Here is an 18,298-nt window from a genome sequence, read left to right as displayed (position 1 = left end):
GCGCTGCTTTGGCCCCGCTCTCCCCATCTCCTCCCGGAAACAGCGTCAGCGTTCTTTTACGCAAAAGCCGGCGCTCGTCAATCAATTGTCGGACGAATTGAAGCCTTGGTTATCCAAAAATCCGTTTTGTAGGACAAATAGCATTGACGTTGGCCGCAAGCCGATATTAGCTAAGCGTCGGAGGAGATTATGCCGATGCCGCTGGCGGTTAGCCGGGCGGAATCGGCGGAGGTTTATCGGTCGAGGTTGCGGCGCCACCCTTGTGTTGAGCCGGGCCAATGCCGCATCTGGAAATGCTTATCGATCTGTCTTGGCGACACGAGTGCTCGTGAAACGAACCTCGGTCATTAAGCATCCGGTCGATCTGTGTGGCGGGCACGCCGTGTCCGTCTGTTTCAAGGGAGGACTGACATGAGGAAAACACTTTTGCTCGCCGCCGTCGCCGCCATGGCGCTGGGCGCCGGGCCGGCTTTGGCCAAGAAACAGCTCGTCATCGTGGTGAAGGGTCTCGACAATCCATTCTTTGAAGCCATCCACCAGGGCTGCGAGAAATGGAACAAGGAAAATGCCAGCTCGGAATATGAATGCTTCTACACCGGCCCGGCATCGACCTCCGACGAGGCCGGCGAAGCGCAGATCGTCCAGGACATGCTGAGCAAGGCCGACACGGTGGCAATGGCGATTTCGCCATCCAACGCGCCGCTGATCGCTCAGACGATCAAGACCGCCAATCCGACGATCCCGATCATGACGCTCGACGCCGATCTCAGCAAGGAAGATGCCGCGCTGCGCAAGACCTATCTCGGCACCGACAACTATTTGATGGGTCACAAGATCGGCGAGTACATCAAGAAGGGCAAGCCGAACGGCGGCACGATCTGTACCATCGAAGGCAATCCCGCGGCCGACAACATCCTGCGCCGCGCGCAGGGCATGCGTGACGCGCTGTCGGGCAAGGAAGGCCTGGCGGCACTTGCCGGCGAAGGCGGCTGGACCGAAGTCGCCGGTTGCCCGGTGTTCACCAATGACGACGGCGCCAAGGGCGTGCAGGCGATGACCGACATCCTCGCCGCCAATCCCAAGCTCGACGCCTTCGGCATCATGGGCGGCTGGCCGCTGTTTGGCGCACCGCAGCCCTATCGCGACCTGTTCGGGCCGCTCAAGGACCGCATCGCCAGCAACGACTTCGTCATCGGCGCCGCCGATACGATCGGCGATGAAGTGGCGATCGCCCGTGACGGCCTTGTAACTGCTCTGGTTGGTCAGCGGCCGTTCGAAATGGGCTACAAGGCACCGTCGGTGATGATCGATCTGGTCGAAGGCAAGGCCGTCGCCGATCCGGTGTTCACCGGCCTCGACGAATGCACCAAGGACACGGTCGACACCTGCATCCAGAAGTAGGTTCTCGATTTCGGGGCGCCCTTTGACGGGCGCCCCGTCTCTTCCCGGACGGACGCAACGGTTGGGGCAGCAGGCTCCGGCTTTGACGCGTCTGTAGTTTGGATTTTCGGCAACGAGATCGGCGCGCCGTGCAGGTTCGGACCAGTCCGGACGCAGACGGCCGACGCATTGGAACGTGAATGCCGGACGAGAAATCAAAGAAGCGAACCGAGCGGGCCAAGGCACAAGCCAGCCGCGGTCCGGCTGTCATGCGCAGAGCCGGTGCCGCGCATTTTCCGGGAGCGAGCGTCCATGTCTCGCTGGCCGGCGAGATCGGCCTCAGAATCGTGCGCGGCGATTATCCGCCCGGCACCATTCTGCCCAACGAGGCCAAATGGGCCGAGATCTTCGATGTCAGTCGTTCGGCGGTGCGCGAAGCCATCAAGATGCTGATGGCCAAAAGCCTGCTGGCTTCACGGCCCAAGATCGGCAGCTGGGTCGAGCCCAGGGAACGCTGGAACCTGCTCGACCGCGATGTGCTGGCCTGGTACGCGACCGGGCCGGACCGGGAAGCCTTCCTGCGCACGGTGCAGGAGTTCCGTCACATCATCGAGCCGGAAGCGTCGGCCTTTGCCGCTACGCGGCGCAACGACGAGCAGATGGACGAGATCAGCCAGGCCTGTCGTGAGATGGGCGAGGCTTTGAACCTGCAGGAGCGTATCCGCGCCGATACGCGTTTTCACCTCGCCATACTGCGCGCCTCGGGCAACGATCTGCTGGTGCCGCTTGGCGTTCTGATCGAGTCGGCGCTCGATCATCTCTTTGTCTTCGTCACACGCGAGACCAGCGATCAGCGGCGGGCGCAGGCGCTGCATGAGGCGATCGAGAAGAACATCCGCCTGCAGCGTCCTGCGGCCGCCCGCAATGCGGTGCACAGACTGCTCGCCAACACCGACGATGTTATCGGCCGGTCGAGGCGCTGACACAGGCTTTTCGCCGCCTTCAAATCGTCTGCTTCTTGCCGTCCTTGCTGGGCATCAGGTCGACGCCGTTGACCTTGCCGACATATGTCGCCAGCATCGGCACGAATTGCTCGGCCGGGCCAGTGGCATGGGCACCGGCGAAGGAGTTCTTGGTGGCGTTGCCGAGCGGGTTGGCGATGCCGGCCGCACCCGCCATCGATTCCAGATAGGTCAGGTCCTTGAAGGCGTTGGCGATGGTGAATTTATGCGCGTCGCGGTCGCCCTCCAGCGTCCAGCGCATGAAGGTCTGGTAGAAGCCGCAATCCATGCGGCCGTTGCGGATGACGCTGTCGAAACGCGGTGGCGAGATGCCGACCTTTTCGGCCAGCGCCAGCGCCTCGGAATAGATCGCGGCATAGCCCAGCGAGATGAAGTTGTTGAGCAGCTTCATGCGGTGGCCGTCACCTGTATCGCCAATATGGACGATGCGGCCGGCCCAGGTTTCGATGACCGGCTTCACACGGGCAAACAGCGCGTCGGGCGCGCCGACCATGGCGTCGAGCGTGCCTTCCCAGGCTTCCTTCGGCGTGCGGCTGAGCGGTGCATCGACGAAGTCGACGCCGATCTCCTTCAGTTCCGCCGCCAGCGCCACGGTCGAGACCGGATCGGCGGTCGAGCAATCGACGACAACCGAGCCTCTTTTCAGACCCTCCTTGAGGCCGCCGGGGCCACGGATGATGGCTTCGACCTCGCGCGAGCCGGTGACGCAGATGAAGACGATATCGGATGCCGCTGCCACCTCACGCGAGGTGGCCACTTCCTTCGCACCGCGGCCAGCCAAGTCTTCCGCCGGCTTGCGGTTCTTGCGGCCGAGGAAGGTCAGGCCATAGCCCTTGTCCACGATGTTCTTGGCAATGCCGTGCCCCATCAGGCCAAGGCCGATAAAGCCGATCTTTTCGCTCGCGGCGGTCGTGGTCATGTCTTGAAGTCCTGTTGCGATGATTGATAGTGGGCGCCGCCGTCTGGCGGGCGAGGGTGGTTGCGGAATGCCATATTGTCTGACAATACACGGAAATCCTAGGCATTGGAGACGAAAATGACGAAGCGGATCATGTTCACCGGCGGCAGCGGCAAGGCCGGTCGCCATGTCGTGCAATATCTGATCGAACAGGGCTGCCAGGTGCTCAACATCGACACCAGGCCGCTCGACAATCCCAAGGTACGCACGCTGATCACCGACATCACCGACAGCGGCCAGGTGTTCAACGCGCTGTCGAGCTATATGGGCCTGCATGAATTCGATCCGTCGCTGCGCCCGCAGCCGGTCGATGCCGTGGTGCACTTCGCCGCCATACCGCGCATCATGATCACGACCGACAATGAGGTGTTCCGCATCAATGCGATGGGCACCTACAACGTCATCGAGGCGGCGGTGAAGCTTGGCATCCCCAAGGTGGTGATCGCGTCCAGCGAGACCACCTACGGCGTGGTGTTCGCCAACGAACCGCGCGACCCCAAATATTTTCCCCTCGATGAAGAATACGACGTCGATCCGATGGACAGCTATGCTCTGTCCAAGGTCGTCAACGAGCACACGGCGCGCGCCTTTGCGCAGCGCAACGGCACCGATATCTATGCCTTGCGCATCGGCAACGTCATCGAGCCGCACGAATATTCGCTGTTTCCGAAGTGGTTTGCCGATCCGGGCTTTCGCAAGCGCATCGCCTGGAGCTATGTCGACGCGCGCGATCTCGGCCAGATCGCGCTGCGCGCCGTTGAAACGGACGGGCTCGGCTTCCAGGTGTTCAACGCCGCCAATGACGACACCTCGTCCGACCTGCCGACAGCGGAACTGTTGAAGCGGTTTTATCCCGACGTGCCGGTCAAGACGCAGCTCGGCGAATATGAAACGCTGCTCTCCAACCGCAAGGCCAGGGACATGCTCGGCTTCCGTCCCGAGCACAGCTGGCGCAAATACGTCAAATAGGACGGCCGGGGGCAAGGTTGCGACCTGATCTGTGCACAGCCGCAGGCTTTGCCGTCAACGTCCCGTCCTTTGCTTGACAGCTTTCGAAATCCGGACTTTGTGGACGCATGAGGGACGGAAAGCCGAATAAGGGAAAGAAGCCTGAAAAGGCGGCATCCGGCGAGCGCCCGGCGACCCTTCGCCGGGCTGACGCCACCCGGATGCCCGGCACCAGCGTGCATGCCTCGCTGGCCAGCGAAATCGGGCTTCGGATCGTGCGCGGCGACTATCCGCCAGGCACCATCCTGCCCAATGAAGCCAAATGGTCCGAAACCTTCAACGTCAGTCGCTCTGCGGTGCGCGAAGCGATCAAGATGCTGATGGCCAAAAGCCTTTTGGCATCGCGCCCCAAGATCGGCAGTTGGGTGGAGCCCAGGGAGCGCTGGAACCTGCTCGATCGCGATGTGCTCGCCTGGTACGCGACCGCGCCCGACCGTGAGGTGTTCCTGAAGACGGTGCAGGAATTCCGCCACATCATCGAGCCGGAAGCGACTGCCTTCGCAGCCATGCGACGCACCGAGGAGCAGATGGCCGAGATCAGCCAGGCCTGCCGCGAGATGGGCGAGGCGTCGAGCCTGCAGGAGCGCACGCGCGCCGACACACGTTTCCATCTGGCCATCCTGCGTGCCTCCGGCAATGACCTGCTGGTGCCGCTCGGCGTGCTGATCGAATCCGCCTTCGATCATCTGTTCACCTATACGACGCGCGAACTCGACGATCTGCAGCATGCACAGCAACTGCACGAGGCGATCGAGAAGGCCATCCGCCTGCAGCGGCCGGAGGCGGCCCGCAACGCGGTGCGCAAGCTGCTCGCCAATACAGACGGCGTCATCAACACCCGGTAGGATGTGCTGAAATTCAGGTGAGGCGGGCCTGCAAACGCCGGCTTTCTGCGCTTCCGGTGCTCACGTACTTAAGTACGCTCCGCTCCGGTTCTCGAACCCAATGTTTTCGGCGCGGCCTGACCTGAATCTCAACACATCCTGCGAGCGCTCAGCCGGCCTGCGAAGTGGCCAAATGCTGCCTGGTCAGCGCGATCAGCAGCGCCTGGTCGCGCGCGGCGTGCTCGGGGCGGTTGACCACCTCGTCGCCATTGATGATCGCACCCCAGAACCCGCGCAGTTCCTCGACGAAGGCTTCGCCGTAGCCGGCGCGTAGATCCTTCCTCGACAGTGTGTGGCCGTCCGAGGTCTTCACAGTCAGCCGGGTCGGGTGATGGTTGAGCCAGGGCGAGGGGAATTCGAGCTCGAGGCTGGCAGCGTCGAAGAAGAGCGTGATGCGTTCCTTGTAGTCGGCGAGCTTCGGCACGGTGAGATGCGTCATCGTCCACAGCGCCTGGCCGTCGAGCAGTTTTACCGCGCCCTGGCCGCCATCGCCATTGGCGAAGATCTGCGCGCCGACAACCTCGCCCTCCGGCACGCCGAGTGCGTCGAGCAGTCCGTGCACGGCATTCACATCGTGAATCAAGGCGGAGCTGTAAGCGCCGATAAATCCACGGAAAGCCAGATCGTTCAAAGGCTGGCCGATGGCGCGTTCGACCTGTTGTTTCTGCTTGCTTTGAGCGGCGGCAATCAGGTCCTTGGGAATATCGTTGCCGCGGATATAGCGCTGGTGGGCGATGAACGGCCAGGCGTCGGGATCGTTGACCTCGACCGAGACGGACCGCAGCGTCTTTGCCGTGCCGGGCAGCGAGGCCAGCGCCAGCCGGTAGCTCGGATCGAAGCGCTTCATATAGCCGACCTGCATGACCTTGCCGGCCTTGTTGCGCGTGGCGATGATCTCGGCGATTTCCGCCGGGGAATAGCAGAGCGGCTTTTCGCAGAAGACATGCAGGCCGCGCCCCAGTGCGGCCAGCACCTGCTCGTGATGCAGCGGGTCGGGCGAGCCGATCACGACGGCGTCGAGCTTATGGTCGAACAGTTGCTCCGGCGTTTCGAAATTGGCGATGCCGTGAACTTCGCTGACATATTCCCGCGAAATCCTTGACGGGTCGGCGACGCCGACCAGTTCGAACAGGTCGCCGAGCCGCAACAGATTCGGAATATGCTCGACCTGCGAGATCATGCCGGCGCCGATAACGCCAACCCGTATCCTGCTCATGCTGCTAAAACTCTCTGCAAAGTGTTCCAGGCTCAGGGTGCGGCGGCCGGCCGATTGCCGATCTGAGCCAACAGCCCGGCAATCTCAGCTTCCACCGCCTTCAGATCCTCGCCGCCCGACATGATGGAAATCACCTCGTCGCGCGAGATCTCGGACTTTGCGTATGTGCCGCGATTGCGGCCGCGGTTGAGCAGCGTGAAAGTGTCACCGACAGGGTAGGCGTGGTGGATGTTGTGGCTGATGAAGATCACCGCCAGCCCGCGCATGCGCGCCTCGATGATGAATTTCAGCACCATGGCCGCCTGATGCACGCCGAGCGCCGAGGTCGGCTCGTCAAGGATCAGCACCTTTGCGCCGAAGTGGACTGCGCGCGCGATTGCCACCGATTGGCGCTCGCCGCCCGACAGCGTGCCGACTGCCTGTGTCGGGTCGCGCACGTCGATGCCGATATCGGCCATCGCCTGGCGGGCAATTGTGTTGGCGCGCTCCTTGTCGAAGCGCGAGAAGGGCAGGCGGCTTCTGGTCGGCTCGCGGCCGAGGAAGAAGTTGCGCGTGATCGACATCAGCGAGATCATGCCGAGGTCCTGGAAGACCGTCGCGACGCCGAGGTCCTGCGCGTCGCGCGGGCTGCGGAACGTGACGGGCTTGCCGTCGACGAAAATCTCGCCCTTGGTCGGCCGGTGCACGCCCGACAGAACCTTGATCAGCGTCGACTTGCCGGCGCCGTTGTCGCCCAGCAAACAGTGCACCTCGCCGGGATAGACCTTGATGTCGATATCTTGGAGCGCGCGTACCGAGCCGAAATTGACCGACACACCACGCAATTCCATGGCTGGCTGGATGGCCGGGGACGGGTTTGGGTAGGTCATTTGCCGCCTCCGCGTCCGAGCGCCTTGAGGCGGATGTAGTTGTTGACCAGCACGGCCATCAAAATGACGATGCCGAGGAAGACCTTGAACCAGTCGGTGTCGATGCCGGTGTAGAAGATGCCCATCTGCACCAGGCCGAAGATCAGCGCGCCGAACAGCACGCCATAGACGGTGCCATAGCCGCCGGTGAGCAGCACGCCGCCGATGACCGCGGCGATAATTGCCTCGAATTCCTTGAGCAGGCCGCGCGTGGTGTCGGCGGAGCCGGCCTCCATCACCTGGATGGTGGCAAGCAAGGTCGCGGCACAGGCGGTGTAGATGAAGAGTGCGATCTTAACCCGGTCGACCGGCACGCCGACATTGCGGGCGGCATTGAGGTCGCCGCCGGTGGCGAATATCCAGTTGCCGTATTTGGTCTGGGTCAAGACATAGCCGGCAAGCGCTGTCAGGCCGAGCCACCAGACGATCGACATCGGAATGCCGACGACGAAGGGAATGCCGTCGGTGCGGGTGGCGATCCAGCCTTGAGTGCCCATCCATTGGAAGAAGCTGGTCAGGAGATGGCCGTTGAACAGGCTCGCGGTTGCCGGGTCCGGCGCGCCGTCGAGGATGTAGGGGATCTGCGTGCGGCCGGTGACGGCGCGGGTGATGCCGATCGACAGGCCGCGCAGGATGTAGAGCGACGCCAGCGTCACGATGAAGGACGGCAGGCGGGTCTTCACAACGATCAGGCCGTTGACGTAGCCGGTGAGGATGGCGACAGCGAAGGCGCAGGCGATGCCGCCCCACAGCGGCAGGTCCCAATATTTCACCGTCAGTCCGATGACGACGCCGGCGAAGCCGACCATCGAGCCGACGGAGAGATCGAACTCGCCGGCGATGATGAGAAGGGCTGCGGCCGTGGCGATGATGCCGAGTTCGGCTGCCAGCGTCAGGAAGGTCATCGACCCCTGCAGCGAATAGAGGTTCGACGCACCCGGCAGCAGGGCGAAGATGATGATGGTGGCGATGAGGCCGCCGGCGGCACCGGCTTCGGGCCGGCGCAGCCATTGAGTCAGCCGGCCGGTGCTGGCCAGCCGCTCGTCAGCACCGGCCGCCCGTTTCGACATCATGCCGAAACGGTCCTTGCCCAGTACCCCGGGGGCCGGCGCTTCTGGAGGTATCGCCTTGTCTTCCACAACAGCCATTAGGCTCCCCAATCGCTCACTTCGCAATCTCGACCAGAGACGGGGAGCGCATGGCGGCTCCCCGATCCGTTTTGGTCTTGCCTTAGCGGATGCCGTCCTTGGCGAGCGCCAGGATCGCCTTGGCCTTGTCGGGCGAGTCGATGAAGAGCGGGCCGGTGTAGGCGTTGTTCTGCGGCCAGAAGCCATGTGTGGCATGCTCGACCAGATAGATCACCGGCAGGTATCCCATCAGATATTGCTGGGCGTCCATGCCGAAGCCCATTTCGCCGGCGACGACGGAATCCAGGACTTCGGGGCTGATGTCGAAGGTGTAGAGCTTGATCTTGCCGAACAATTCCTTCTGCCGGAAGAACGGGATCAGCGGATTGGCGGCGGTGGCGCCGAGCGCAAACACCGCCTGGGTGTCGGGATGCGCCGACAGATAGGCCTCGGTGCGGCGCTGGATGTCGGCCGGATCGGGCGACACGGTAAGCACCTCGGTGCCGCCGCCTGACGGCTTCAGCCCGTCATTCAACCCCTGGCAGCGCTGGTCGAGGCTGACATTGCCGACCTCGTGGTTGATGCAGACGACTTTGAGCGTGCCTTCCTTGGCCAGCCGCTGGCCGGCCTTCTTGCCGGAATCATATTCGGAGACGGTGCCGACATAGAGAGAGGTGCCGAGTTCGGCGCCTTCCTTCTCGCCGGAATCCAGCACGACCATCGGAATGTTGGCGGCAAGTCCGGCCTTGACCGATTTGCCGAGCGCATTGGCGTCGGCAATGGAGACGGCGATGCCGTCGGGATTGGTGGCGATGGCCGCGTCGAGCAGGCGGGCCTGCTCGACCACGTCGAACACTTGCGGCGCATAATATTCGACCTTGGCGCCGGTGAGCGCCGCCGCATCGTCGACGCCGCGCTTGACCACCGACCAGTAGGGATCGGAGGCCGAGCCATGCACCACGAAGGTGATGCGGACATCCTTCGGGTCCTTCAGGCCCGCGGCTTGCACGACACCCGCCAGCATACTCATCGAGACAAGCGCGCCGAGCGCCAGTTTCAGAACAGTCTTCATGTCATTCTCCCATTGTCGTTGCAGTTCCAATTCCCTCTTTGCGCCTCGGCCGACCGGATCGGCTTACGGTGCTGCCCGGGTGGCCGCTTTGCGGGCCTTTGCCGGTGTCGATGCCCCGAGCCGTGCACGAAGCTCCTCGCGCAGCGGCTTCATGCCGATGATGTCGATGTCCTGCACGCCGAGCCAGTCGCGAAAACCCTGGTCCCGGAAGAGTTCATATTCCTCGGTGCGGACATAGGCGGAGCGCGGCTCGATCAGTTCGAGCTCGCCCGGCGCGTTGAAGTGCAGGCAAAAGAAGGTCAGGCCTTCGCGCACCCCTTCGACCAATGCCTTGTAGGCGGGCTCTATCGGCTTGGAGCGTGGACGGCCCCAGGTCGTCTGAATGGCGGCGTCGAAGATGACAAAGCCCTTAGCGCGGGCTTCAGTGACGCCGCGCTGGAACGCCGCTTCGGTGACGCCGACGAGATTGTCATTGGGCGAATAGGCCGACAGCGTTTTGGTCAACAGCACCGGCAGCCGATATTCCAGGCCGAGCTTGATGTAGACGTCGCAAAACTCGGGCGACAGCGCTGCCCCCATATGGGCGTCAAGATGAGTGACGTCGATGCCGGCGCGGTAGGCGGTGTCGATCTGCGCGCGAAGCTCGGTTTCCACCGCTTGCGGTGCTGCCTTGCGGCGGGTGGTCGCGACATCGGGCCAGAAATAGCCGAACTCGTCCGTCAGGCCGGCCGCGCGCGACGGCGACGTCAGCGGCCGCCATTTGTAGTGCTGCTTTTCGCTGTTCAGCGTCAGGTGGACGCCGAGATCGAGCCGGGGATCGGCGGCTGCCGCTTCGGCCATCTCAGGGAACCATGGACACGGCACCATCACGGCGCCGGAGCTGCAGGCGCCCAGTGCGGTCAGTTCGAGGAAGGCGCTGTTGGCGCCATGGCACATGCCGACATCGTCTTCGTGCAGGACGAGCTGTCGCGTCATGGACGGCCACCGTTTTGCCGGCCACCATCTTGCCGGCCACCATCTTGCCGGCAGGCCGGTTTCGAGGGTCTTCCAAAGTGTGTCCCGTGCTGCATGGAACCGACCGTTTGCCCAACTGGACGCGATGGAACGCCCAACGCGGGCTTTCCGACAGGGCCACTTCAGCGAATTCGGATGGGTACGATTTTTCCGCGGGCCTGCATTCTGGAATTTCGATTTCATCCGATATGCCCACAGTCGGCGCTAAACGCCGCTCCGACGTGAGCAGGATGGCTTGGTCCGATCGCAGCGGAGTGGTTCTTTCAAACAGCGGCCGCAGGCGTACTGCTTTCACACCATCAAGCGATGTGGAGACTTGCCATGTACACCGCCGGCGAAGAAGAGATCGAAGCCATTGCCAGGGTGATCCGCTCGGGCGCGCTGTTTCGCTATGGCGAGAACAGCGAGTGCAACCGCTTCGAGGCGCGCTATGCAAGGCATCTCGGCGTCGAGCATTTCGCGCTTGCCGCCAGCGGCACCTATGGGCTCGCCGCCGGCCTGATCGGCCTCGGCATCGGCCCGGGCGATGAGGTGCTGGTGCCGGCGCACACCTATATGGCGACCGCCACAGCAGTGCTGTCGGTCGGCGCCATTCCGGTCATTGTCGACGTCGACGAGAGCCTGACCATCGACCCGGCCGCTCTGCGCGACGCCGTCGGCCCGCGCACCAAGGCGGTCATCCCGGTACATATGTGGGGTGCGGCCTGCAACATGAACGCCATCATGGACATCGCTAAAAAACGCGGTCTGCTCGTGCTGGAAGATGTCTGCCAGGGCATTGGCGGCGGCTATGAGGGCAAGAAGCTCGGCTCCATCGGCCATGCCGGCGCCTACTCCTTCAACTACTTCAAGAACATGACGTCGGGCGAGGGCGGCGGCATCGCCACCAGCGATCCGAAAGTGGCGGAGCGGGCGCGCTGCGCCATCGACCCCTGCCACTTCTACTGGCAGGGCCGCAGCGACAGCATCAAGCCGTTCGCCGGCATCGGCGCGCGCGCCTCGGAATTAATGGGCGCGATGCTCAATGTCCAACTCGACCGTCTGGACGGCATCATCGAGGCGATGCGGGCGGAGAAGAAGAAGGTGCTGGCCGGCACGCGCCATCTCGGCAATCTCGGCCTGACGCCGTCGCCGATGAACAGCCCCAACGACGATTGCGCGGCACAGGTAATGTATCTGCTGCCCAGCGAACAGGCGGCGCAGACTTTTTCGAAGACCATTCCGAGCGTCATTGCCGGCAAGACCGGCCGCCACAATTTCACCCAGTGGGACCAGGTGCTGATGCATGAGGGCGCGCATCATCCGGCGCTCAATCCGTACACGCTGCCGGAAAACAAGGGCCTGCGGCTGACCTATGCCGACGACCTCGGCAAGGGTTCTCTCGACATCCTCAACCGCACGGTGATGATCGCGATGAATCCGGCGCATGGCGACGCCGACATCGACGACATGATCCATAACATCGATGCGGCGGCCCGTGTGGCGCTGGAGAATGCCTCGCTGGACGATGTCGAGGTGCGCAACGCAGCACCGGTGGACCTGCAGAAATTCGACAGCGTGAATTGAAGAGCCGCGTTGGACCGGCTTATTGCCGGTCCAGCCGCATAAAGGCGGCGCGCAGCGCCAGCACTGCGCGCAGGATCTGGCGTTCGTCCATCGCGGCATAGCCGAGCAGCAGGCCGTGTTCCGGCTCGCTCGAATGGTAGTTGATCGAGATGCCCTGCACGTCGAGGCCCTCCTTGACGGCAGCGGCGACGACTTCACTGTCCTTGTAGGGTCGGATAAAACTGGCCAGCAGCTGCATGCCGGAATCGTTCTCGGTCACAGTCAGCCATTCGGCCAGATGCTCCTGGCACAGTTTTACGAAATTGGCCTGCCGGCGCGCATAGAGCCGGCGCATACGCTTCAGATGCGTGGCGAAATAGCCTTGCGTGATGAAGTCGTTGACCGTCGCCTGCAGGATCAGCGGCGCGAACTGGCCGGTGATCGAGACGGCGCGGTCGAAGGGGACCGACAGTTCGCGCGGCACGATGAGATAGCCGATGCGGAGCGCCGGGATCAGCGTCTTGCCGAAGGAGCCGATATAGACGACCCGGTCGGCGTGATCGAGGCCGCGCAGCGCCGGCACCGGCCGGCCGCGATAACGATATTCGCCGTCATAATCGTCCTCGACGATCCAGGCGCCGTGGCGTTCCGCGATGTCAAGCAGCTGCAGTCGTTCCTCGATGCGCATGATGGTGCCGAACGGCCACTGGCAGGATGGCGTCACATAGATCAGGCGCGGCGGCGGCAGCTCTGGGTCTGCGAGATGCCATCCAAGGCGATCGACCTTCAAGGGCGCAAGCTGCGCGCCGCTGGCGAGAAAGGCGCTCTTGGCGCCGAGATAGCCGGGCTCCTCCATCCAGACATGGTCGCCTTCGTCCATCAGCACGCGCGAAGCGAGGTCGAGTGCTGCCTGCGCGCCGGTGACGATGATGACCTGGTCGGCGGTGCAATTGATGCCGCGCGACAGGCTTATGGTCGAGGCGATGGCCTGGCGCAGGCCGGGATGGCCGGCAAAGGAGATATAGCCGAGCAAATTCTCATCCCGGCTGCGCGCATTGCGCACCAGAAGGCTCGACCAGATGGTGAAGGGAAAGGATGCCGATTCCGGCACGCCCGGATGGAAGTTGATGACGCCGGCATTGCGTGGCGGCTGCGGGCCGTTGACGATGGTCTGACCGCGCCGCGAGAGTTTTTGCGGGGCGGCGAGGCCGGCGCGCAGCGCGGCCGGCGGGCGTTTCTGCTGGATCGGCGCCACCCAGGTGCCGGACCCGGCGCGCGCCTCTATAAACCCTTCGGCGAGCAGCTGGTCGTAGGCGGCGATCACCGTGTTGCGGCCGACCTTGAGATCCTCGGCCAGCGAGCGTGTCGAAGGAAGCAGCGTGTTCTGCTGGATCTGGCCGTCGAGGATGAAGCGCCGCAGGGCGCCGTAGATCTGCCGGTGCATCGGTTCGTCCGAGCCGCGGTCGACCGACATGATGTCGAGGGAAAGGCGCATATGGTCGGCCAAGCTAGTCTCCGACCAACCTGGCGGCGCGGGCGATCTTCTCTTCGTTAAGCAGGCAGACAGTCTCCAGCACCAGCCGTCTGGTTTCGGGACGGACCTCGCGGCTGTTCTTCAGCGCGCGGTGAACGGTTGCCGCGCCGAGTTCCGCCTTCTCGGCGATCTCACGGATGGTGCAAAGCCGTTCCATGCCGAGTGCCGCCTCGAATGCCATGTCGCTCCTCCATCTGCATCAAGGCATGCCTCGTCCCCAGCCTCAAGCTGGAAACGCCGGGCCGGCAACTCGGGGGCAAAAATTTCGATGCTAAGAACTGTGCGATCCGCGCCGCCAAGGGAGGGCGGCGGCGCGGATCGCCGGGCGCTTTCGCGTCGCTACCCCTACCGAGGCGCGCGCCCAACCGGCCCAACCACCAGCCCCCCGGCGGTGGTTAGGCCATGTCTCGTATTGCCACGTCGAACCCGGCCGCGCAGGCCGTTTTGAGAAGCGAAGCGTAACCTTTCGTGGCATAGGTCAAGGGGTGTGCCTTGGCCGGATCCTGCTCGGCCTCGACGACGATCCAGCCTTCGAATCCATGGCTGGCCAGAGGCTGCAGCAGCGACAGGAAATCGACGGAGCCATCGCCGGGCACGGTGAAGATTCCTTCCATCACTGCCGCCATGAAACTCATGTCCTCGCGCCGTGCCTTCTCCAGCACGGCCGCGCGGACGTCCTTGCAATGGAAATGCACGATGCGGTCGAGATGCCGGTTCAGGAGGGAGGCCGGGTCGCCGCCTGAGAACAGACAATGGCCGGTATCGAACAGCAGGCCGACGCTCTTGCCGGTTGCGGCCATCAGCCTGTCGACCTCGTCATCGCTCTCGACGATCGTGCCCATATGGTGATGGAAAGCCATGCCGACGCCGAAGGCAGCCATGCGGTCGGCGAGTTCGGTCAGCTTCTCGCCATAGGCGGTCCATTCGCCGTCAGCGAGGCGCGGACGCTGTGAGATCGGCGCGAAAATGCCGTCATGACGGCCGCGCGAGGTGTCGGCATAGACGACGACCTTGGCGCCGAGGTCGCGCAGCAGGGTCAGATGCGAGGTGATGGCGGCGAATTCCTCGTCGACCGTGCGGTCCAGAATGCGGCCGTCATACCAGCCGGAGACGAGCTCCAGTCCGTAAGAAGACAGGATCGGTCCAAGCTCGTCGCTTCGCCTGGGGAATTTGCCGCCGAGTTCGGTGCCGCGATAGCCGGCCTGCCTGGTTTCCGACAGGCATGTCGCGAGCGGCGTATCGCCGCCGAGTGCGGGAACATCGTCATTGCTCCAGGTGATGGGATTGATGCCGATCTTGACCGTCATGCCGCTACTTCAAAGGGCTCGGGGAAACACAAAGCCGAGGCCGGCAAACTGAGGGGAAAGAGGACCTGTCACTAGGTCCAGTTGAGGTGAATTTGGCAGAGCCAATCGGGAGCGCTAAAGCGCGTCCCGTTTGAACGGACTAAGTCGACGCGCTTAGGTCTTTGTTTATGTATGTCGTTGTCTCAAAACCGGCGCCACTTTTGAGCGACGTGCATTAATCCTGCTGCGGCCTTCCGAAGGCCGCGCGCAGTTCGTCCTTGGCGTCCTCGAGCACTTTCCGGCGCGCCTGTGGCAGGTTCTTGCCGGCGCGGTTGATGTAGAAATTCAGCATCGACATGGCCGACTGAAACGGCTCGGCCTGGCGGCGGTCGCTGTGCTCGGCCGAGCGCTTGAGCGAGGCCGCGATCTTCCTGGCGTCGTCGGCTTCGAAGATGTGGTCCTCAAGGTCCATCGCATCGCTGTGCTCGGTCACCTCGGCCGACCATTTCTTTTTCGCGGTCATGACAAACTCCTTCCTGTCGCAAAACTCGGGCAGGCCGCCGCGGTTCCCGAGAAATCGCCGGGCCGCTGGAGCCACGGATCATGGCCCTGTGGCGCTGCCCGTCGCGGTGAATGCGCCGATAGTGGTGACACAACGGTCGACTTCCCAGAACCGTAGACAGGAAACGCCTTGACCCCAATCGTCGCCAATCAGGCGGATAGCCCCGGCATCGACAGCAGCTACGCCTGGATGCGGCTGGCCATCTCCATGCTGCTGGCGACGATCGGTGCGGTCGGCATGTGGGCCGTCGTCGTCGTGCTGCCGGCCGTGCAGGCCGAGTTCGGCGTTGACCGCGCCGCGGCATCGATGCCCTACACCGCAACCATGGTCGGCTTCGCCGCCGGCAATGTGCTGGTTGGCCGCGCGGTCGATCGCATGGGGTATTGGATCCCGGCACTGCTATCCTCGGTGGCTCTCGCCGCCGGCCTGCTGCTCGCCGCGCTGTCGACCTCTATCCTGCAATTCACCCTTGCCCAGGGCGTGCTGATTGGTGTCGGCACATCGGTGATCTTCGGGCCGCTGATCGCCGACATCTCGCACTGGTTCAACCGTCGGCGCGGCGTCGCCGTCACGGCGGCGGCGGCTGGCAACTATCTCGCCGGAGCGCTCTGGCCAACCATCATGCCGACGCTGATCAAGGCGGAGGGCTGGCGCTTCACCTATGCCGGCATCGGTGTCTTCTGCCTGGTCACCATGGTGCCACTGGTGCTGTTGCTGCGGCGCGCTGCTCCGGCGGCGGCTGCCGCCGGTTCACCCGGAAGCCGGACAGTGCAGTCGATTTCGCTGTCTCCGGCGGCGTTGCAGGTGCTGCTGATCGTTGCCGGTCTCGGCTGCTGCGTGGCGATGTCGATGCCGCAGGTGCACATCGTCGCCTATTGCATGGATCTTGGCTACGGCATTGCGCATGGCGCCGACATGCTGTCGATCATGATGGCGGCGGGCGTCGTCAGCCGGCTCGCCTCCGGCTTTGTCGCCGACCGCATCGGCGGCGTGAAAACCCTGCTTATCGGTTCCGTGCTGCAATGCCTGTCGCTTTTGTTTTACATCCCGTTCGACGGGCTTGCCTCGCTCTATGTCGTGTCGCTGGTGTTCGGCCTGTCGCAAGGCGGCATCGTGCCTTGCTATGCCATCATCGTGCGCGAATACCTGCCCGCCAGGGAGGCCGGCCAGCGTATCGGCATCGTCATGATGGCGACCATCTTCGGCATGGCGATCGGTGGCTGGATGTCGGGCTGGATCTACGACCTGACCGGCTCCTACGCCGCCGCGTTCCTCAACGGGATCGCGTGGAACTTGCTGAACATAGTGGCGATCGGGCTGCTGCTGTGGAAAGCAAAACGCAGTGCTGCCCTGATGGCTTAGGAAGGCAGGATTGCCCTGTTGCTTGACAAGGGCGATTGGCTGCGCGACGCCAGCAGGCGAGTGGGTGCGGCAGCAGCCGGTTGGCATGGTGGCAGTGGAAAAGCTGAACATGGTTTCGCAAGGGCGCAGCGGCCGGGGCCCGGCACGTGGAGGATGTCCATGACCAAGCCGCGCTCGCGTCGCGGGGGCGGCCGCCCGACCCTATCAGATGTGGCGCGCAAGGCCGGCGTCGGCGCCATTACCGTGTCGCGGGCGCTGCGCGAACCGGAACGCGTCAGCCAGGATCTGCGGCGCCAGATCCAGGCCGCCGTCGACGAACTCGGTTATGTCCCGGATCCCAATGCACGGGCACTGGCCTCGGCGCGCGCCGATGTGTTCGGCGTGCTGGTGCCGTCGCTGACCAACAACGTCTTCGCAGAAGTGGTGCGCGGCATCTATGACAGCCTGTCGGACGGCCCGTTCCGCGTCCAGCTCGGCAACACCCATTATTCCGGCCTCGAGGAGGAGCGCCTGCTGCAGGTGTTCGCACCGCAGCGCCCGGCGGCGCTGATCGTGGCCGGCATCGACCAGACGCCGACCTCGCGAAAGCTGCTGGAGAGCGCGGGCTGCCCGGTGGTGCAGGTGATGGAGACCGGGCCCGATCCGGTCGACATGCTGGTCGGCTTCTCGCATTTCGACGGCGGCCGCACCGCGACCGAGCATCTGATCGAGGCGGGCTGCCGGCGGATCGGCTTCATCGGCGCACGCATGGACCCGCGCTCGCAGCGGCGGCTTGCCGGCTATCGCGCGGCAATGGAGAAGGCCGGCCTGTTCGACCCGCGGCTCGTCACCACCACTCCGCTACTGTCCAGCGTGACGCTCGGCCGCGAGCTGCTTCGCGATGCGCTGGCCAAGATGCCGGCGCTCGACGGCGTCTTCTGCAACAATGACGACATCGCGCTCGGCGTTTTGTTCGAATGCCATAGCGCCGCGCTCAACGTGCCGAAAACAATCGGCATTGTCGGCTTCAACGACCTCGAAATGATGCAGGCGGCGTTCCCGCCGCTCACCAGTATCCGCACCCCTCGCTATGAAATCGGCCGTCGGTCTGTCGCCATGGCGCTGGCGGCGATCGCAGGACGAAGGCCTGAGCAGCGGGTCGTCGATCTCGGTTTCGAACTCAAGCCCCGCGAGAGCACCGCACGCTGAACACGCTTTGGCTGCCTCAGCAAATGGTGCTTTACACAACGTCATGGTAGCGCTACCATTTTCGTCGGGCAGACGTTTTGATGAAAGGCCGCCCCTGTTTATTATACATAAGCAACAGCTCATGCTTGTTTATTATGTATAATATGCTAGTTTCGTTTCTCGCCTGTGAAGCGGCGAGGGGGAGGGGATCGGGCCGGCTTCGGGCCCTTGAGACGTGGCGCCGGCCAGGCTG

The 18,298-nt window shown here is 63.6% G+C and carries 17 protein-coding genes; 7 read left to right on the top strand and 10 right to left on the bottom strand.

All coding sequences use genetic code 11. The features are described from left to right. The first annotated feature begins 411 nt into the window (after positions 1–411). Together NKH22_RS08015 and NKH22_RS08010 are read left to right on the top strand one after the other, a co-directional pair. Positions 412–1,401 (top strand): sugar-binding protein, encoded by a 990-nt coding sequence (locus NKH22_RS08015; RefSeq protein ID WP_023673050.1) that lies wholly within the window; start codon positions 412–414, stop codon positions 1,399–1,401. A 179-nt stretch (positions 1,402–1,580) separates the two neighbouring features. Further along, positions 1,581–2,363 (top strand): FadR/GntR family transcriptional regulator, encoded by a 783-nt coding sequence (locus tag NKH22_RS08010; RefSeq protein ID WP_023729411.1) that lies wholly within the window; start codon positions 1,581–1,583, stop codon positions 2,361–2,363. 19 nt (positions 2,364–2,382) lie between these two features. Here the strand turns inward: NKH22_RS08010 and NKH22_RS08005 are convergent, their stop codons facing one another. Next, positions 2,383–3,321, bottom strand: coding sequence for an NAD(P)-dependent oxidoreductase (locus NKH22_RS08005; RefSeq protein WP_023690788.1), 939 nt, complete (start codon positions 3,319–3,321; stop codon positions 2,383–2,385). Positions 3,322–3,438: 117 nt separating this feature from the next. Here NKH22_RS08005 and NKH22_RS08000 point away from each other — a divergent pair, with 117 nt between their 5' ends. Both NKH22_RS08000 and NKH22_RS07995 read left to right on the top strand, forming a co-directional pair. After that, complete coding sequence (locus NKH22_RS08000; RefSeq protein WP_352803620.1) at positions 3,439–4,329, top strand: NAD-dependent epimerase/dehydratase family protein; 891 nt, start codon at positions 3,439–3,441, stop codon at positions 4,327–4,329. A 107-nt stretch (positions 4,330–4,436) separates the two neighbouring features. Continuing rightward, on the top strand, positions 4,437–5,213 hold the full coding sequence (locus NKH22_RS07995) for a FadR/GntR family transcriptional regulator (protein WP_023687956.1): 777 nt from the start codon (positions 4,437–4,439) through the stop codon (positions 5,211–5,213). Positions 5,214–5,361: 148 nt separating this feature from the next. Here the strand turns inward: NKH22_RS07995 and NKH22_RS07990 are convergent, their stop codons facing one another. The 5 genes from NKH22_RS07990 to NKH22_RS07970 all read right to left on the bottom strand — a co-directional run bounded on the left by NKH22_RS07990 (position 5,362) and on the right by NKH22_RS07970 (position 10,550). After that, entirely contained in the window at positions 5,362–6,468 is a 1,107-nt protein-coding gene (locus NKH22_RS07990) for a Gfo/Idh/MocA family protein (RefSeq protein ID WP_352909318.1), read from the bottom strand. 32 nt (positions 6,469–6,500) lie between these two features. Next, on the bottom strand, positions 6,501–7,337 hold the full coding sequence (locus NKH22_RS07985; protein ID WP_023712088.1) for an ATP-binding cassette domain-containing protein: 837 nt from the start codon (positions 7,335–7,337) through the stop codon (positions 6,501–6,503). Then, the gene (locus tag NKH22_RS07980; protein WP_031207966.1) at positions 7,334–8,449 is read right to left on the bottom strand and encodes an ABC transporter permease; all 1,116 of its coding nucleotides are present in this window, start codon (positions 8,447–8,449) and stop codon (positions 7,334–7,336) included. The genes NKH22_RS07985 and NKH22_RS07980 overlap by 4 nt, the downstream gene beginning before the upstream one ends. A 157-nt stretch (positions 8,450–8,606) precedes the next feature. Then, the gene (locus NKH22_RS07975) at positions 8,607–9,575 is read right to left on the bottom strand and encodes a rhizopine catabolism ABC transporter substrate-binding protein (protein WP_352803615.1); all 969 of its coding nucleotides are present in this window, start codon (positions 9,573–9,575) and stop codon (positions 8,607–8,609) included. A 63-nt stretch (positions 9,576–9,638) separates the two neighbouring features. Further along, a complete protein-coding gene (locus NKH22_RS07970; RefSeq protein ID WP_352803612.1) occupies positions 9,639–10,550 on the bottom strand; it encodes a polysaccharide deacetylase family protein in 912 nt (303 codons plus the stop codon). Positions 10,551–10,910: 360 nt separating this feature from the next. Here NKH22_RS07970 and NKH22_RS07965 point away from each other — a divergent pair, with 360 nt between their 5' ends. Further along, the gene (locus NKH22_RS07965; protein WP_023690794.1) at positions 10,911–12,155 is read left to right on the top strand and encodes a DegT/DnrJ/EryC1/StrS family aminotransferase; all 1,245 of its coding nucleotides are present in this window, start codon (positions 10,911–10,913) and stop codon (positions 12,153–12,155) included. A 19-nt stretch (positions 12,156–12,174) separates the two neighbouring features. Here the strand turns inward: NKH22_RS07965 and mocR are convergent, their stop codons facing one another. The 4 genes from mocR to NKH22_RS07945 form a co-directional block, all read right to left on the bottom strand. Continuing rightward, on the bottom strand, positions 12,175–13,641 hold the full coding sequence (gene mocR / locus NKH22_RS07960) for a rhizopine catabolism transcriptional regulator MocR (RefSeq protein WP_352803609.1): 1,467 nt from the start codon (positions 13,639–13,641) through the stop codon (positions 12,175–12,177). Between the two features lies 1 nt (position 13,642). After that, positions 13,643–13,849 carry a LacI family DNA-binding transcriptional regulator gene (locus NKH22_RS07955; protein ID WP_023673063.1) on the bottom strand — a complete coding sequence of 69 codons (207 nt, stop codon included), beginning with the start codon at positions 13,847–13,849 and terminating at the stop codon, positions 13,643–13,645. Between the two features lie 214 nt (positions 13,850–14,063). After that, positions 14,064–14,975, bottom strand: coding sequence for a myo-inosose-2 dehydratase (gene iolE / locus NKH22_RS07950; RefSeq protein ID WP_023699662.1), 912 nt, complete (start codon positions 14,973–14,975; stop codon positions 14,064–14,066). 214 nt (positions 14,976–15,189) lie between these two features. Next, positions 15,190–15,477: a DUF3175 domain-containing protein gene (locus NKH22_RS07945; RefSeq protein ID WP_023821812.1), complete on the bottom strand. Its 288-nt coding sequence runs from the start codon at positions 15,475–15,477 to the stop codon at positions 15,190–15,192. A 228-nt stretch (positions 15,478–15,705) separates the two neighbouring features. On the opposite strand from NKH22_RS07945, the gene NKH22_RS07940 reads away from it, so the two are divergent. Together NKH22_RS07940 and gntR are read left to right on the top strand one after the other, a co-directional pair. Then, on the top strand, positions 15,706–16,878 hold the full coding sequence (locus NKH22_RS07940; RefSeq protein WP_050588883.1) for an MFS transporter: 1,173 nt from the start codon (positions 15,706–15,708) through the stop codon (positions 16,876–16,878). A gap of 159 nt (positions 16,879–17,037) precedes the next feature. Then, positions 17,038–18,066 carry an HTH-type transcriptional regulator GntR gene (gntR, locus tag NKH22_RS07935; protein WP_023712085.1) on the top strand — a complete coding sequence of 343 codons (1,029 nt, stop codon included), beginning with the start codon at positions 17,038–17,040 and terminating at the stop codon, positions 18,064–18,066. Positions 18,067–18,298 lie beyond the last annotated feature (232 nt).

The organism is Mesorhizobium sp. M1252 (assembly GCF_040318265.1).
In the GTDB taxonomy this organism is placed as follows: Bacteria; Pseudomonadota; Alphaproteobacteria; order Rhizobiales; family Rhizobiaceae; genus Mesorhizobium.
The sequence above is the reverse complement of the archived record's forward strand: the minus strand, read 5'-3'. Positions and strand labels throughout refer to the sequence as shown.

Excerpts from the sequence above, each read along its gene's own strand:
- NKH22_RS08005 (WP_023690788.1), bottom strand. The coding sequence starts at position 3,321 with ATGACCACGACCGCCGCGAGCGAAAAGATCGGCTTTATCGGCCTTGGC.
- NKH22_RS07980 (WP_031207966.1), bottom strand. The coding sequence starts at position 8,449 with ATGATGTCGAAACGGGCGGCCGGTGCTGACGAGCGGCTGGCCAGCACC.
- gntR (WP_023712085.1), top strand. The coding sequence starts at position 17,038 with ATGACCAAGCCGCGCTCGCGTCGCGGGGGCGGCCGCCCGACCCTATCA.
- iolE (WP_023699662.1), bottom strand. The coding sequence starts at position 14,975 with ATGACGGTCAAGATCGGCATCAATCCCATCACCTGGAGCAATGACGAT.
- NKH22_RS08015 (WP_023673050.1), top strand. The coding sequence starts at position 412 with ATGAGGAAAACACTTTTGCTCGCCGCCGTCGCCGCCATGGCGCTGGGC.
- NKH22_RS07985 (WP_023712088.1), bottom strand. The coding sequence starts at position 7,337 with ATGACCTACCCAAACCCGTCCCCGGCCATCCAGCCAGCCATGGAATTG.
- NKH22_RS07965 (WP_023690794.1), top strand. The coding sequence starts at position 10,911 with ATGTACACCGCCGGCGAAGAAGAGATCGAAGCCATTGCCAGGGTGATC.
- NKH22_RS07940 (WP_050588883.1), top strand. The coding sequence starts at position 15,706 with ATGCGGCTGGCCATCTCCATGCTGCTGGCGACGATCGGTGCGGTCGGC.
- NKH22_RS08010 (WP_023729411.1), top strand. The coding sequence starts at position 1,581 with ATGCCGGACGAGAAATCAAAGAAGCGAACCGAGCGGGCCAAGGCACAA.
- NKH22_RS07975 (WP_352803615.1), bottom strand. The coding sequence starts at position 9,575 with ATGAAGACTGTTCTGAAACTGGCGCTCGGCGCGCTTGTCTCGATGAGT.
- NKH22_RS08000 (WP_352803620.1), top strand. The coding sequence starts at position 3,439 with ATGACGAAGCGGATCATGTTCACCGGCGGCAGCGGCAAGGCCGGTCGC.
- NKH22_RS07990 (WP_352909318.1), bottom strand. The coding sequence starts at position 6,468 with ATGAGCAGGATACGGGTTGGCGTTATCGGCGCCGGCATGATCTCGCAG.
- NKH22_RS07970 (WP_352803612.1), bottom strand. The coding sequence starts at position 10,550 with ATGACGCGACAGCTCGTCCTGCACGAAGACGATGTCGGCATGTGCCAT.
- NKH22_RS07945 (WP_023821812.1), bottom strand. The coding sequence starts at position 15,477 with ATGACCGCGAAAAAGAAATGGTCGGCCGAGGTGACCGAGCACAGCGAT.
- NKH22_RS07995 (WP_023687956.1), top strand. The coding sequence starts at position 4,437 with ATGAGGGACGGAAAGCCGAATAAGGGAAAGAAGCCTGAAAAGGCGGCA.
- NKH22_RS07955 (WP_023673063.1), bottom strand. The coding sequence starts at position 13,849 with ATGGCATTCGAGGCGGCACTCGGCATGGAACGGCTTTGCACCATCCGT.